General features: G+C 52.9%; 11 protein-coding genes. 8 read left to right on the top strand and 3 right to left on the bottom strand.

Annotated features, from left to right (window positions below):
- The first annotated feature begins 14 nt into the window (after positions 1 to 14).
- Genes EPA93_RS38135 through EPA93_RS38120 form a run of 4 tightly spaced genes read left to right on the top strand, consistent with a single transcriptional unit; the run spans position 15 to position 3885 of the window.
- The gene (locus EPA93_RS38135) at positions 15 to 461 is read left to right on the top strand and encodes a hypothetical protein (RefSeq protein WP_129892541.1); all 447 of its coding nucleotides are present in this window, start codon (positions 15 to 17) and stop codon (positions 459 to 461) included.
- Positions 454 to 990: a hypothetical protein gene (locus tag EPA93_RS38130; RefSeq protein WP_129892540.1), complete on the top strand. Its 537-nt coding sequence runs from the start codon at positions 454 to 456 to the stop codon at positions 988 to 990. The genes EPA93_RS38135 and EPA93_RS38130 overlap by 8 nt, the downstream gene beginning before the upstream one ends.
- A gap of 33 nt (positions 991 to 1023) precedes the next feature.
- Positions 1024 to 3432: an Hsp70 family protein gene (locus EPA93_RS38125; protein WP_165423675.1), complete on the top strand. Its 2409-nt coding sequence runs from the start codon at positions 1024 to 1026 to the stop codon at positions 3430 to 3432.
- Positions 3433 to 3435: 3 nt separating this feature from the next.
- Complete coding sequence (locus tag EPA93_RS38120; protein ID WP_129892538.1) at positions 3436 to 3885, top strand: tetratricopeptide repeat protein; 450 nt, start codon at positions 3436 to 3438, stop codon at positions 3883 to 3885.
- Between the two features lie 92 nt (positions 3886 to 3977).
- On the opposite strand, the gene EPA93_RS38115 is transcribed toward EPA93_RS38120, so the two are convergent.
- The 3 genes from EPA93_RS38115 to EPA93_RS38105 form a co-directional block, all read right to left on the bottom strand.
- Positions 3978 to 4919 carry a CPBP family intramembrane glutamic endopeptidase gene (locus tag EPA93_RS38115; RefSeq protein ID WP_129892537.1) on the bottom strand — a complete coding sequence of 314 codons (942 nt, stop codon included), beginning with the start codon at positions 4917 to 4919 and terminating at the stop codon, positions 3978 to 3980.
- Between the two features lie 206 nt (positions 4920 to 5125).
- Positions 5126 to 5350, bottom strand: coding sequence for a hypothetical protein (locus tag EPA93_RS38110; protein WP_129892536.1), 225 nt, complete (start codon positions 5348 to 5350; stop codon positions 5126 to 5128).
- A 653-nt stretch (positions 5351 to 6003) separates the two neighbouring features.
- Complete coding sequence (locus EPA93_RS38105; protein WP_129892535.1) at positions 6004 to 7689, bottom strand: L-lactate permease; 1686 nt, start codon at positions 7687 to 7689, stop codon at positions 6004 to 6006.
- 485 nt (positions 7690 to 8174) lie between these two features.
- Here EPA93_RS38105 and EPA93_RS38100 point away from each other — a divergent pair, with 485 nt between their 5' ends.
- The 4 genes from EPA93_RS38100 (at position 8175) to EPA93_RS38085 (ending at position 14405) form a co-directional block, all read left to right on the top strand.
- Positions 8175 to 8741: a hypothetical protein gene (locus EPA93_RS38100; RefSeq protein ID WP_129892534.1), complete on the top strand. Its 567-nt coding sequence runs from the start codon at positions 8175 to 8177 to the stop codon at positions 8739 to 8741.
- A gap of 508 nt (positions 8742 to 9249) precedes the next feature.
- Positions 9250 to 10602, top strand: coding sequence for a family 2B encapsulin nanocompartment shell protein (locus tag EPA93_RS38095; protein ID WP_129894776.1), 1353 nt, complete (start codon positions 9250 to 9252; stop codon positions 10600 to 10602).
- 116 nt (positions 10603 to 10718) lie between these two features.
- A complete protein-coding gene (locus tag EPA93_RS38090) occupies positions 10719 to 12959 on the top strand; it encodes a terpene synthase family protein (protein WP_129892533.1) in 2241 nt (746 codons plus the stop codon).
- Between the two features lie 72 nt (positions 12960 to 13031).
- Positions 13032 to 14405 carry a family 2B encapsulin nanocompartment shell protein gene (locus tag EPA93_RS38085; protein WP_129892532.1) on the top strand — a complete coding sequence of 458 codons (1374 nt, stop codon included), beginning with the start codon at positions 13032 to 13034 and terminating at the stop codon, positions 14403 to 14405.
- Positions 14406 to 14424 lie beyond the last annotated feature (19 nt).

Here is a 14424-nt window from a genome sequence, read left to right as displayed (position 1 = left end):
AAGGGCCTAATTGCATGGATGAGCAAAAGCAGAACCCATTTCAGATATTAAAGCTCTCAACCCGGGCAACATATGCCGAGATCGTTGAGCGGCGCAATGAGCTTGATGCAAGCGCAACTACTCCCGAAGAGCAGCTTAAGTATCGCCAGGCCTTCGAGGAGTTGATGACCCATCAACAAACCCGGCTGGAGCACGAGCTATTTGAATTGCCTGGCACCCGCTATGAAGATTCCCAATGGGAACGCTTCGTCAGGCGCTTTAAAACTAATCCAGTACGTCAAAAGCAGGAAGTTGAACCTGCCAGCTGCCTGCAAGTCATTGATCAGGGAGCGTTGATCGAAGCCCTGCTTACAGAAGCTCAGCGTATACCAGAAGGGAATCTACAGGCAGCTATTGAGAATCCCCCCTTCTCGCTGCGGCTAGAACAACCATTGGAGGTGCGTGATATCATCTATGGCTAAGTTTCCTGATTGGCATACCTTTTCTGAGCGTCCTGGACCCGAAGATAGCGATCTCCTCTCGCCAGCCGCCGAGGTTGCAGCACTGTTGCAACAGCAACAGGCCGCACTCGCTGCGGCCGGAAAGGCCGAGGAGCAGGCAAAGGCAAGCGGAATCAAGGCCTTAGTCCAGCAGGCTGTTTTCGTCTATCGCTTCGAAGCCGCCTTAAAGCTGCTGGCTGCTCGTTTGGAGCCAGCCGTGCAGAAGAAGCTCGTCTCCCTGCGCATCATTAAGGATCAGATGCGCGATGCCCTTCAGCAGGAAGGTATAGAGATTGAGGACCTGCTAGGCAAAGCCTATGACGAGGTAGCTGAGCACGTAGAAGTGCAGGGCTGGCTACATCGTGCGGAATTTACCTCCGAGGTAGTTGCCGAAGTCAGGATTCCCGTTATCACCTATCAAGGCGCTATTGTGCAATCAGGAGTGGTGGTTATGGGCGCGCCCACACAGAGCAGCGAAGAGCAAATACATACATCCAGCATGCTAGACTAGAGCCTTAGCCGGCTCCTTTTGGGAGGCAATATTGTGGCAAAACAACTGATTAGTAAAGCTGTAGGTATAGATCTGGGCACCACAAATAGCGTTATTGCGATCATGAATCCGGCCGACACAGATATTGTCATTCACCGCGACCCGGTATCTAAGCGCGAGACGACGCCAAGCTGCGTCTGGAAAGACCCACGCAAAGGTGAGATTGTGGTAGGGCGCAAAGCCTTCTCGCGTATCGGCACAGCTCCGGCTCCTATCCATTCCATCAAACGCAAAATGGGTAGGCAGGAAAAGGTTCGCCTCGGCAATGAAGAGCTCTCACCCGAAGAGATTTCGGCGCATATTCTGCGCGAGATGAAGGGCCAGATCGAGGAGGATGTCAAAGGCTTTGAGACTAACACGACCAGCTGGCAGGTAGATCGCGCGATTATCACAGTTCCGGCCTACTTCGACTTGCCCCAGATCGAGGCCACACGTAAGGCTGGAGAACAGGCAGGCCTCCAGGTGCTTGAGTTGCTCCACGAGCCAACCGCAGCAGCTTGCTATTACTGCTGGCATACGCATATCCAGAATGGCATCTTTCTGGTGTATGACCTGGGCGGAGGCACATTCGACGTCTCTATCTTGCGCTGCCGGGCGGGAGCATTCGAAGTGCTGGGCATCAGCGGCAATAACTATCTGGGTGGCGATGATATAGACGAAGCGCTGGCTAACGAGCTTTTGCGCCGCCTGCAAAGCGAGGAGCAGTGGGAGCTTAATCTTAACCTCAAAGACGATGAGGAGGATCGCTTACGCTTTGAGAAGATGAAGAAGCTCATGGAAGGTGTGAAAAAGAAACTTTCGACCGAGCATGAATTCCTGCTGCGCGATACTATGAGCATCCAGGATCAGGCCCATAACTGGGTGGAAATAGAGATGCTTTTTGAGCGCCAGGAGATCGAAGCAATTATGCTCCCTATCATCAAGCGCACCATCCCCTATTGCTTAGAAGCCCTGGAAAAGGCCCATGAGAAGGCCGAAATCAGCCTGGCCGATGTAGACGCGATCATCCTGGCGGGCGGATCTACCCATATTCCGCTTGTACGTCAACTGGTACGCCAGGAGCTATGTGCCAATCCCAATGCCCAGGCACCACGAGCCAAATGTGCCGAGCCAGTCTATGAAGATGTGGATAGTATTGTAGCTCTGGGTGCGGCTATCCGCGCGGCCGCCAGCGGAGGCTTGATCATCTATAATTCCGAGCGAACTGTGCGCATCGCCTTTCGCGGCCTGGGTACAACTGGTTCACAACAAGCCCATCTTGGCGGTCAGGTGAGTACGCTTAGCCAGGAGATTGATCTGAGCGGAGGGCATATCCGCCTTACCATTCCCGCGCTGGGATACGACGATGACTGCGACCTCGGCCCCGCCGGAAACTTCAGCTTTACGCGCATCCCACTGCAGCGCGCCGCCGAGAACCTTTTGAACTTTGAAGTGTTCGATAGCAAGGACGAACTGATAGCCTCAGCCAGCCGCCCGGTCACGCAGAGCCAGGACGCACCACTGGCGATTGGTGGTGGTGATACTGCCGTGCTTGCCAAAACCATTGCGCTGGAAGTAGTGCGTGCTAACAAGCTCTATCGCAAAGAGCTGATTAAATCTCCGGCATCACTTCCGACGAGTGCTAGCTTTCAGTTTGTACATCCTGGCAGCACCAGCCACATTCAATTCTCGCTTTATCAACTTGAGAAAAAGATTAAGGAAATCAGCGTCAATGTGCCGGAAGACTTGCCTAGAGGCGCTCCCATAGACTTACATATAAACGTAGATGAGCAAGCAAACATTACCTGCAATGGTACCATAGGTGAGCTTCCTTTTCGCTTCTCAGTTGAGGCGCCCGAGGATCGCTACATTAGGGAAGACGATGTGCGCAAGCTGGATAAGCAATTTCAGCAACTACCCTCCGGGCAGAGCAGCAGCCTGAAAGAGGCCTGGGAGGAAACAACCCAGCGCGTGAATACTGCCATCGAACATGGGGATGTTGCCCGCGCCGCCCATGATTTTGGCGAGTTGGAGAACTTATGGCAGAGCGTGGCACCGGCTGAAAAAGAGGTCTTGCAGCCGCCCAGGACCGAATTTGATAATTTAGTAAAAGATTGTCTGGCAATTAACGATGAGATCTACAATTATGATCGCATGCACGATAAGGCAATGTATAGTAACGCCATTAACGAGCAGCGCCGTCTGGGAGAAATGGCCTTTGCGGCCAGCGACCAGGAAGCCTACACAGCGGCTTACAATATGCTTGAATCTCTCTGCAAGCACCTGGCCAATGTCCTTTTCTCCAAGCTACCTGCCGATATACGTGAGCAGATTATGCAGCAGGCAGCAAAAAGCACAGATGAAGAAACTACCAGGCGCGCTGGCATTAAGGAGGCCATGAACTTGAAACCGTGGGAAATTTAAACGATGCCTACTTTAACTTTTCTTTGCCCAATCAATACATGTCGCGCCGAAAACATCTGGCCCGTGGAGACTTGCGCACACTGCGGCGCGCCACTGGCAGCCTATGCTCACCTGGCCGCGCACCCGGCCCATCTGTTTAACCAGGGTCTACAGGAGGCAAGAGCACGAAATTTCAGGCGCGCCCGCGATCTCTTCGCGGCAGTTGTATACTGGTGCCCACGCGATCGGGAAGCCCGTAACGCCCTGGCGGCAGCCTGTTTCGAGCTGGGAGACAGAGAAGAGGCGCGCCGGCACTGGCTAGAAGTGCTGCGGCACTACGCCACTGATCCCAGCGCAGAACAGGGCTTGCAACAACTTAGTCAACTGGCAGCTGTCAAGCCTGCCCACCGAAAGTTGGCCCGTCTGCATAAAGTTCTTTTTGCCAAAAGGAGGCGACGCAGCAGACGAAGATAAAAGCTTGTGCTACTTGTTCCACACCGCAAAGCAAACGGTGCAGGCAGAGGCCAGGGCTTGCTAGCTCTGGCCAACGCCTGTACGCTCACAAATCATGCAGAAATCTGTTCCCGCCAGTTAAATTGGCGCTTCCATAGAAATTGCCAGCCCAGCAGCAATATACAACCCAGCACGCTGTAGAGAGCCGCGTAAAGATTGCCAAGTTGCTCAAATCCTGGTTGATAGGCAACGCGCACAAGGGCAAATTCCTGTGTGGCAAAGATGTAGCCCTGGGCAGTGAGGGTCATCAGATGGATGCCGATACAGGTCCAGAGATTTCCGCTGAAGATCCGCGCTAGTTGGAGAGCAAACGCAAACGGGACCAGGGTCAGGACATAATTGAGCGGCCCCCCAAAGGCAATTTGAGCTGAACCTCTGACAATCCACTCGACGGCAAAGAGTGATAGGGCAGTGCTGACAAAAAGGACAACCTGCGCGGGCACGGCCAGGTAATGGGGCAGGCGACTATTCAGATTGCGATAGAGATAGCCACGAAAGAGCAGCTCTTCGGGCAAGGGCTCATAGAGGAAGGTGATGGTACATTGCTTCAGCACAACTATCAGCAGCACAAAGAGATCAGGCTGAAAGGCGATGATGCGTACCCAGCCCAAAGCCAGAAACAGACCCAGGACGAGCCCGGCAGTCAGTAAGGTGAAGAGCCCGCCTAATAGCAGAAATGGTAAGCCCTTCAAGGGCGAGATCAGGCCAAGCGTATTCCAGGGACGCCGATCTACATAGCGTCGCAATAGGTATACAGCAATTATAAGAAAAGAGGCGGCTACCAGCGCCTTGATAAAGTCTTCTATAGTTAGCCCAACCGCAGCCAGGTCCCCGCTTGAACGCGGAAACAACGAGCGCACAAACAGGCCAAGTTCAAGCGCACACACAAAAGTTAGACAACCCAGCAAAAGCCTCCAGATCAGATGCAATCTTCCATCGGGAGCCAGAAACATACGTTTTATACTAAAGGAGGCTTTTTTTTGCGCTATATTCATGCAAAAATCCCTCTTTTCTCTCTATATACAAATAGTATCCGCAAAATTTAGTAAGCAGCTATGGATTATTACTCTTAGCTGCGGATTTAAATATAAACTATGACGTGTAGGTGAGGGTCAAGTCTTTTTTGGAACACGAAGAAGACCCCCGGCTTTCTCATCTGGGAAGGCCGGGAGTCCTCTAACGATGGCTGGAAAGAAGTTTGTTATACCTTTGCCGCCGAGGTATGCGATGCATGCTTCTTGGCAGCTTCATTTGCATGCTCAGTAGCCTGCGCATGGTGCCCATGAGCGAGATGGGCATGATGGGCAGCAGCTTCATGCTCGCCCTTGGTATGGTGCTCCGCAGCCTTAGTGTGGTGCTCTGCTGCCTTAGTATGATGCTCTGCGGCTTTCTTATGATGTTCTACAGAAGGATGATTTGTTGCCATATCTTTCTCCTTTAAGAATCATTTACTTGCTTAAACGCTAAAAATTGCTATTTATCTGATCTTCTGTAAAAGATCCGGTAGCAACTAAGGCTAACACGTATGAAAGCTGTATTACTGATACAACTATTCTCAAATTTTGCTTTGTTTCTACCTCCATTCACAAATTTTACTATCTTTACAGGATCTTCTGTTGTTGCGACAAATTGGTCAAAACATGAATCACACCGAAATTTCAAGAAATAACTTCTTGCTTGCTTTTGCTTGCTTACCTCTCTTAGTAAAGAACGAAATTGCTGATGCGAGAATAGAAGAGGCAACTTGCATGAGATGGAATATATTACAGTATAAATTTTTCGGCAATTTTACGTATAAGTAGAGTATAAATCTTTTTGCTCACACATACATAAAAATTGAGGAAAAGGGAAAGTAGATATGTATGAGGAGCAAAAGGAGAACATGAGCGAGCAGATGGAAGAGGAGCGCCTGTTTGATCTGGGCATTTGGATTGCGGACGCAACGAAGGATAGGCCTATTGGGCCTGACGACACGAGACCCTTAGACTCATTGAATTCCTTACCGTAATAGCTCAAACCTAGAAGGGGGCAGGCTAAGTATTCCCAAACCTGCCCCTTTTCCTAGAGTAGGAGAAATGGCTAATGAGGGATAATTCCGGGGATAAGATATTGCTGGATCAGCACAATCACGCCAAGAATGGTTGCCAGGATGATGCTGTGAATGAAGGTTCGCTGCACAATCAGGCCCTCTTTCCCCACCAGTTCGGTCGTAGAGACACCAGTTGTGATATTTTGGGGAGACACCATTTTTGACATGACAGCTCCGCTAGAGTTGGCAGCCGCCATCAGCACCGGGCTCAGATTTAGCTGACGTGCCGCCACAACCTGTAAATTGCCAAAAAGCGCGTTACTTGACGTGTCGCTACCGCTCAAGAAACAGGCTATCCAGCCCAGGAAGACTGAGAAGAAGGGGAAAATCGCCCCCACTTTAGAGATCGCCAACCCAACGGTATAGGCCATCCCTGAATAGTTATAGAGGTAAGCCAGTCCCACAATCAGCACAACCGTCAGGATAGCAAAGCGCAATTGTCGCCAGGTATCCGCCAGGGCCTGTACAAAGATTATCGGCTTTGCACCGGCCAGGACCACCACAATCGTTGTGAAGATAACCGCCAACAAAATAGCCGTTCCGGTACCCAGTATCTGGAACGTATACACGGCCGCATAGGGCTTACGATAAAGCGTCAGGAAGACAACATTATGCAATCCCGGCCACTTAATCAACTGCTGTCCTAACGTAGGCACCTTCAAGAACGTCCAGGCGATCACGATAACGCTCACCAGTAACCAGGGCAACCAAGCAAAAATGGATTCCTGCAAGGTAGGCTTGCCCTCCGAACCTGCGGCGTCTACTGAGCTGGAAGCTGGAATATGCGCCTCACCGATCGCCGAGCCATCCGTAACTGCGGCGGGTACGGCCGCTACGCTGGCGCGATACTGCTCAATATCTTGTGGCTTCCAAATCTGCACAAAAAGGATCACGCAAATCAAGGAGACCAGCGAGGCTAACACATCAGGGAGCTCAGGACCAACAAAGTTAGAGATCACAAATTGCGTCACAGCAAACGAGAGGCCAGCAACCAGAGCAACGGGCCAGACCGTTCGTAATCCCCGCCAGCCCGTAAATACAAGTATGGCATAGAAAGGTAAGAAGAGAGCAAAAATCGGCAATTGACGGCCCACCATCGCCCCCAGAGTACTTGCCGGCAATCCCGTCACGCCAGCTAAGGTTACAATGGGGACACCAAGGGCCCCAAAGGCAACCGGGGTGGTGTTGAAAATAAGCGTGAGCGTCAACGCTTCGAGTACCGGGAAACCAAGCGCAATCAGCAGCGCGCTACAAATAGCTACAGGCGTCCCAAAACCGGCAATGCCTTCCATTAAAGCCCCAAAGCTAAAACCCACAATCAGCAAGAGGATACGCTTATCTGCTGGCACATTATAGACCATCCAGCGTCGAAAGAGCTCAAACTTGCCCGAGCGTACCGTAACATTATACAGCCACATTGCCGCCCACACGATCCACATTACAGGAACCAGAGCAAAAGCTATGCCGTTTAAGGTTGCATCAGCGGCCAACCCGATCGGCATGCGCCAGACCGCAATAGCAATAATAAAGCCAGCTACCAGTCCGGCCAAAGCTGCTTGCCAGGCTGCACGTCTTACGATTCCCAACAATATAAGGACGACGATGATAGGGATAATCCCAACCAGAAAGGAGAGAAAAAGGTTGTCAGCAACCGGGGAGAGTATTTGTTGAAACACAGGTATGTCCTCCAGAGGATAAGAGATACACAATACCAGGCAACAAATAAAGTCTGTATCCGATCAGTTTAAAATAGGGGCAGGAACAGACTTGTCAGTAAAGATCATTGCAACCTCCTTATTGCAGAGTATCTAAGGAGCAGATATGAATTCAGAGGAATAGACGTACAATGCTTAGTTTATATCTTGACATATTGGCAAGCGTCCTGTCAAGCAATAAGCAAAATATAAGGGCTTTCCAGTTAGTTTTCGGCTTTCGGCATTGGACGCCGACGCGTCCTCGGGCCCCGACTACCGCTAATCCTGCATTGATAGGTTCACGAATGAGATCTTGCGCGAATTCCGCCAGCGCGCCCATAAGACAATGCTAGTGACCAAGCACAGGCATAGTACCTATATCCTGTTTCATTTACAACAGCCCTTTACAGGTGTATTCTTCACTGAAGAATGATGTGGCGAATATGTGGTAAGTGAAAGGAAAGCACATGCAATCAACAACTCCTCCCACACAACAGGTGAAGACGCCCCCACAGCTTCGTCGAGTGCGCAGCCAACCAGGAAACCTCTACAATCTTATCCTTCTCAATCAACGGGATCGGATCATTGTTCCGCTCACGGAATGGCATTGTTTGCGGAATGACCAGGGATCAAGGAGCATAAGAAGAGCATCCTTTGCTTGCCTCCAGCTCCACTCTGCGTTCTATCCAGAGAGCGGGTGTCCCCGGAATACTCCTCCAAAGCGGCTGCACCAAACGTTGATTGCATTCCATAACGATCGCCTCAAGTGCCTGATCCCTCCGCAAAGGGCTTCGGATATCATTGCCTTGACCCGTGAATCTCCTATGCGAGAGAGTGCGTTCAAGGTCATGTGCGCAGCGCTGCACGGTTTTTTTCTTGTTAAGAGGAAGGTCGGGCTGTATGTGTTTGCCAGTCCTCTTTCCTCGAACGTGCTCGCGGCGCTCAAACGCGAACAGGCACACATACTGGCGAACAAAAGTGCTCCCAATCAGGCTAGATACGGGAAGAGACCCACACCCATTCGGGACCCCTAGTTGTGAACTTGTCATTGGGAGGCGCAGCTCTATCAGATTACTACGGCCCCGTCACTGAACCGGCCAAGAGCAGCAAGTCACATACTGACCAACATGCAAGGCAAGGGACAGCGCACATTTGGTACATCTGCAGTCTGAGGGCCTGAATGCAATTCCAGCTTCACGCATGCCAGACGTACACCTGTACAAGCGCATGAGCGTATGAATGGCAGCAGAGCCATTGGAGGCTGTGAGGAGCTAGTGCTAGATGCTTGGCTATTGGTTAGCTGGCCCAAGCTAACTCTTTGCTCTTGCCAGCTTGGCGGGGCATGCATAAAGTCAGGAGCGGGTTCCGGCGCGCATTCGAGACATCGGAGGCAGGCTGAGGGTCAGGGCTGGAAGCGCCTCCTGAATAAGTTGCACCAGGAAATAGTTTTTTCTTGGAGGACATTTTGAAAACATCATATCCATTCCGTACATCTTACGGAGAGAAAGTAGGTGAGCAGTGGCAGTAGAAGTAAAAGAACAGATGAGTTTGGATATCGCGGCGGCACGAACATTAACTACCACCACCAAGTCCGTGCCCCAGATGCAGGAAATCACCTCCCGCTGGCTTTTGCGCATGCTTCCCTGGGTCCAGGTTTCTGGCGGCACCTTCCGGGTAAACCGCCGCTTGAGTTTTGTCCTGGGTGATGGCCTCTTGACCTTCACTTCCAATGGCAACGACGTTCGCGTCGTTCCGGCTGAACTTACTGAGCTGCCCTGGTTGCAAGGCTTTGACGATGACGACACCTTGAATGCTCTTGCCAATCGCTTTGTCCAGCAAGAATTTGAGCCAGGCGAGCTCATCGTGCAAGCTGAACAACCTGCCGACCGCATTTTCTTGATCGCCTACGGCAAAGCCAACAAACTTGGCACCGGCAAATATGGCGATCAAACCGTGCTGGAAGTCCTTGCCGATGGCGAGCATTTCGGCTCTCTCTCCCTGCTCTCGGGCACCTGGCCCTTCACCGTCCAGGCGGCCACCCACTGCACCCTCCTCTCCCTCTCGTCGCAGAGCCTGCAAGAGCTGCTCAACCAGGCTCCCCAGTTGCGAGCTCAGGTCGAGCAGGTGCAAGCGGCGGCACAGCTGCCCCAAAATAAGCATGGCGAGGCGGCTATCGATCTGGCTGCTGGACACGATGGCGAGCCCGATTTGCCGGGAACTTTTGTCAACTACGACGCCTCTCCGCGCGAATATTCCTTAAGCGTGGCTCAGACCATCCTGCGCGTCCATAGTCGGGTGGCTGATCTCTACAACGAGCCAATGAACCAGGTCGAGCAGCAGCTGCGCTTGACCATCGAGGCGCTGCGCGAGCGCCAGGAGCATGAGCTTATCAACAACCGCGAGTTTGGCTTGCTCCACAATGCAGAGCGCAAACAGCGCATCCACACTCGTAGCGGCCCGCCAACTCCTGACGACTTCGATGAGTTGCTAGCACAAGTAAGAGACGCAGGGGTTTTCTTCGCCCATCCCCGTGCCATCGCGGCCTTTGGCAAGGAATGCAATCACCTGGGCATTCATCCTCAAACGGTCCCCGTTCATGGAGCGACAGTCCCCGCATGGCGCGGCATTCCTATCTTTCCTTGCAACAAAATTCCCGTGACCAAGGCCAACTCTAGCTCGATCCTGCTGCTCCGCACGGGCGAGGAGAGCCAGGGAGTCGTTGGCCTGCATCAAACCGGCATTCCTGACGAATACCAGCCGAGCCTCTCAGTCCGGTTTATGGGCATCAACGAGAAAGCCATCATCTCTTATCTCGTCAGCGCCTACTATTCTGTCGCGGTCCTTGTGCCCGATGCGCTTGGCGTGCTCGAAGATGTAGAAATCGGGCGTTCCTGAAACTGGCACGTCGGATAAATAAGGAGAGAATTGCTAGCAAGAAGCCGGTCTCTTAGCCAACGATGGTTGAGTTGGCGCACAGGGGAGGCCGGCTTCCTTCCCGAGAGGTAACGACCATGCAGCAACCTTTTGAGCTACCGGAGTTTTACGTGCCTTATCCGGCCAGGCTGAATCCCCATTTGGAAGAGGCGCGCACTCATTCTAAAGCCTGGGCACGCGCCATAGGAATTTTGGAGGCAAAACAGCCTGAGTCTGGCACCATCATCTGGGATGAGGCCAAATTTGACTCAATGGACTATGCTCTGCTCTGTGCCTACACCCATCCCGAAGCTCCTGGCCCTGAGCTTGATCTGATCACCGACTGGTACGTGTGGGTCTTCTACTTCGATGATCACTTCTATGAAATGTATAAGCGCACCCGTGACCAGGCCGGGGCAAAAGAGTATCTCGACCGGCTACCACAATTTATGCCCCTCACGCCGGCCGCTGCGCCTCCAGAAGCCACGAACGCTGTCGAGCTCGGCCTGATTGATTTGTGGTCTCGCACCGTGCCGTCCAAATCCACAGACTGGCGCCAGCGCTTCTTCGAAAGCACCAGGAATCTTCTAGCCGATTCGGCCTGGGAACTCTCGAACATCGGCGATAGCCGGGTTCCAAATCCGATCGAGTACATTGAAATGCGCCGTAAAGTAGGCGGTGCACCCTGGTCGGCAGATCTTGTCGAGCATGCAGTCGCCGTCGAGGTTCCGGCGCGAATTGCCGCCACCCGCCCCATGCGCGTGCTCAAAGACACGTTTGCCGACGCCGTGCATCTGCGCAACGACATCTTTTCCTATCAAAGGGAAACCGAAAGCGAAGGCGAACTGAATAACGGAGTGCTGGTCATGGAGCACTTCCTTAAGGTCAATCCACAGGAGGCCGCCAACGTCGTCAATGATATCCTGACCTCGCGCTTACATCAGTTCGAGAACACCGTCCTGGCCGAATTGCCGCTTCTCTTTGCAGAATATCGCCTGAATCCAGATGAACAGCAGCAAGTATTGACCTATGTGCGAGGCTTACAGGACTGGCAGTCCGGCGGCCACGAATGGCACATGCGTTCTAGTCGATACATGAATGCCGGAGCTAGCAAGGCTACAGCCGGAATGGGCCTCATTGAGGGACTCACAGGCCTGGGCACCGCTGCAGCGCGGCTTGGCCTCGCCGGCAACGCTTTCGGGCTGCGCTCAAGAAGCTACACCCATGTTCCATTTCAGCCGGTAGGGCCGCTCAAAAGACCCCAAATTGATATGCCGTTTTCGACGCGCCAGAGCCCTTACCTGGAGTCTGCCCGCCAGCATATCAGGCAATGGGCAACCCGCATGCATATGCTTGATGTATTGCCCGGCTTTCCTTCTCTTGCTATCTGGACCGAAGAACAACTTATTGCTTATGATTTTGCTCTCTGCGCCGCAAACATCCATCCTGATGCCTCTAGTTCGCAACTCGATATAAGTACGGCCTGGCTTACCTGGGGTACCTATGGCGACGACTTCTTTCCCAAGGTCTTTGGCCGAACCCACGACTATGCAGGTGCAAAGCTGCAGCGCGAGCGTTTATGGCTCTTTTTGCCACTAGAAGGCACTTCCACCACGCCTCCGCTCAATCCCTTGGAAATGGGGCTGGCGGATTTGTGGCAGCGAACCACTGAGCCCATATCCATGGACGTGCGACATCAGTTCCGGGAGAGTATCCAGGAGATGACCGACAGTTGGCTGTGGGAGTTAGTCAACCAGATACAAAACCGGGTTCCGGATCCTGTTGACTACATCGAAATGCGCAGGAAAACCTTTGGCTCCAACCTGACCAAAAGCCTTTCGCAAATAGGGCTCAGCGACGATCTCCCGGCTGAGGTTTATGGCAGCCGCTCGATGGTCAATCTCTTAAATAGCGCCTGCGACTATGCTATTTTAACCAACGACCTGTTCTCCTACCGCAAGGAAATTGAGTTTGAAGGCGAAACTCACAACTGCGTACTGGTGATTCAGAAGTTTTTCAATTGTGGCGCCCAACACGCCCTTGATATGGTGAATGACCTGATGGCCGCCCGCATGCGCCAGTTCCAGCGTATCGTAGCCCTCGAATTGCCCTCCATGAGCGAAGATTTCAAGCTCGATGCCAGGCAGCGCAGCCGGCTGGACCAATATGTCACCTCGCTGCAGGACTGGATGGCCGGTATCTTGAAATGGCATGAAATGTGTCACCGCTATCCAGAGTTCGAAGATCCGACTTCCCAAAGCAAAATGCAATTCTTTGGCCCTACGGGCCTGGGAACATCTGCCGCGAAAATCCGCTCCTTTTCCGGGGCTGTACGCTGAAATGAGCACGCTTCATATAACTTGTTCAAAAAGGTCCTATTTTGTGGATCGAAAAGAGAAAGTAGGTGAGCTATGGCAATAGAAGTAAAAGAACAGATGAGTCTGAACATCGCGGCAGCACGAACATTAACTACCACCACCAAGTCCGTGCCCCAGATGCAGGAAATCACCTCCCGCTGGCTTTTGCGCATGCTTCCCTGGGTCCAGGTTTCTGGCGGCACCTTCCGGGTAAACCACCGCTTGAGTTACGTGTTGGGTGATGGCCTCTTGACCTTCACTTCCAATGGCAACGACGTTCGCGTCGTTCCGGCTGAACTTACTGAGCTGCCCTGGTTGCAGGGATTTGATGACACAGATACCTTGAATGCTCTTGCCGATCGCCTTGTCCAGCAAGAATTTGAGCCAGGCGAGCTCATCGTGCAAGCTGAACAACCTGCCGACCGCATTTTCTTGATCGCCTACGGCAAAGCCAACAAACTTGGCACCGGCAAATATGGCGATCAAACCGTGCTGGAAGTCCTTGCCGATGGCGAGCATTTCGGCTCTCTCTCCCTGCTCTCGGGCACCTGGCCCTTCACCGTCCAGGCGGCCACCCACTGCACCCTCCTCTCCCTCTCGTCTCAGAGCCTGCAAGAGCTGCTCAACCAGGCTCCCCAGTTGCGGGCTCGGGTCGAGCAGGCGCAAGCGGCGGCACAGCTGCCCCAAAATAAGCATGGCGAGGCGGCTATCGATCTGGCTGCTGGACACGATGGCGAGCCCGATTTGCCGGGAACTTTTGTCAACTACGACGCCTCTCCGCGCGAATATTCCTTAAGCGTGGCTCAGACCATCCTGCGCGTCCATAGTCGAGTGGCTGATCTCTACAACGAGCCGATGAACCAGGTCGAGCAGCAGCTGCGCTTGACCATCGAGGCGCTGCGCGAGCGCCAGGAGCATGAACTTATCAACAATCGCGAGTTTGGCTTGCTCCACAATATCGACCGCAAACAGCGCCTCTACACCCATAGCGGCCCGCCGACTCCTGATGATCTCGACACATTGTTATCGCGGCGCAGAAGGACCCATTTCTTTCTCGCTCATCCCCGCGCCATTGCGGCTTTTGGCAAGGAATGCAATCGCCTGGGCATTCACTCGCCTGCCGTCGAATTGCACGGCGTCAAGCTGACGGCATGGCGGGGAGTGCCTCTATTGCCCTGCAATAAAATTCCTATTATTAGCAACCAGGTAACTGCTATCCTTGCGCTCCGCACGGGCGAGGAGAGCCAGGGAGTCATTGGCCTGCATCAAACCGGCATTCCTGACGAATATCAGCCCGGCTTGTCAGTCCGCTTTATGGGCATCAACGAGAAGGCCATTATCTCCTATCTCGTCAGCGCCTACTATTCTGCTGCGATCCTTGTGCCCGATGCGCTTGGCGCCTTGCTCAACGTGGAAATTAATCGCTGAGGACCCTGATTTAAAGGAT

This window comes from Ktedonosporobacter rubrisoli (assembly GCF_004208415.1).
Classification (GTDB): Bacteria; Chloroflexota; Ktedonobacteria; order Ktedonobacterales; family Ktedonobacteraceae; genus Ktedonosporobacter; species Ktedonosporobacter rubrisoli.
This window is presented reverse-complemented; position numbering and strand designations above follow the sequence as displayed.